Source organism: Mycoplana sp. MJR14, from assembly GCF_029210525.1.
In the GTDB taxonomy this organism is placed as follows: domain Bacteria; phylum Pseudomonadota; class Alphaproteobacteria; order Rhizobiales; family Rhizobiaceae; genus Mycoplana.
This window is the reverse complement of sequence record NZ_JARGEO010000026.1, coordinates 1-906: the sequence shown is the minus strand read 5'-3', so window position 1 is coordinate 906 and position 906 is coordinate 1. Positions and strand designations below refer to the sequence as shown.

Here is a 906-nt window from a genome sequence, read left to right as displayed (position 1 = left end):
GACCTCTATGCGGACCAGCTTGACGAATACGCGCAGCACTTCATCGGCTCTGCCGGCAGCGACGTCTATGTCGGCACGCGCTTCGACGATACGATCGAGAGCAAGGGCGGCAGCGACCTGTTTGGTGGCGGTGCGGGCACCGATACGGTGGTGTTTGCCGGCTCGCGCACCGGCTACACGATCACCGAGAACAGCAACGGCACGATCGCGATCACGAACAAGGCGAGCGGTGCGACGACGGTGGTGGACGACATCGAGTTCGCCCGCTTCAGCGGCAAGCTCGTCGATCTGGAGACGGGCGAGGAGACCGGCACCGGCGATGCCCCGACGAACATCGCGCTCTCGGCCTCCTCGGTGAAGGAGAGTGCTTCGGTCGGGGCGACGGTGGCGACGCTTTCGGCCACCGACGCCGACAGCACGGCGTTCACCTACAGCCTGGTCAACGACGCCGACGGGGCGTTCAAGATCTCCGGCAACAAGCTCGTCGTCGGCAAGAGCCTCGACTACGAGACGGTCAAGAACCACGCGATCGTCGTCAAGGTCACCGACGAGGGCGGCAACAGCTTCGAGAAGTCCTTCACCATCGGCGTGCAGAACGTCAACGAGGCGCCGACCGACGTGGCGATCAGCAAGGCGTCGGTCGCCGAGAGCGCTGCCGTCGGCACGGTGATCGGCACCCTGTCGGCGAAGGATCCGGAAGGCGGCGCGGTCACCTACAGCCTGTCGTCCAACCCTGGCGGCATCTTCAAGGTCGTCGGCAACCAGCTGCAGCTCGCCAAGGCGGTGGACTACGAGACGGCCAAGTCGCATGCGGTCACCGTCGTCGCCAAGGATTCGGCCGGCAACAGCACCAGCAAGGCGCTGTCGATCAAGGTGACCAATGCCGACGAGGCGCCTGCGGCGCTG

Annotated in this window: 1 protein-coding gene; it reads left to right on the top strand. The window is 65.6% G+C overall.

All coding sequences use genetic code 11. The features are described from left to right. The coding region (locus tag P0086_RS25170; protein ID WP_275790823.1) for a cadherin repeat domain-containing protein at positions 1–906 on the top strand (906 nt) is incomplete at both ends.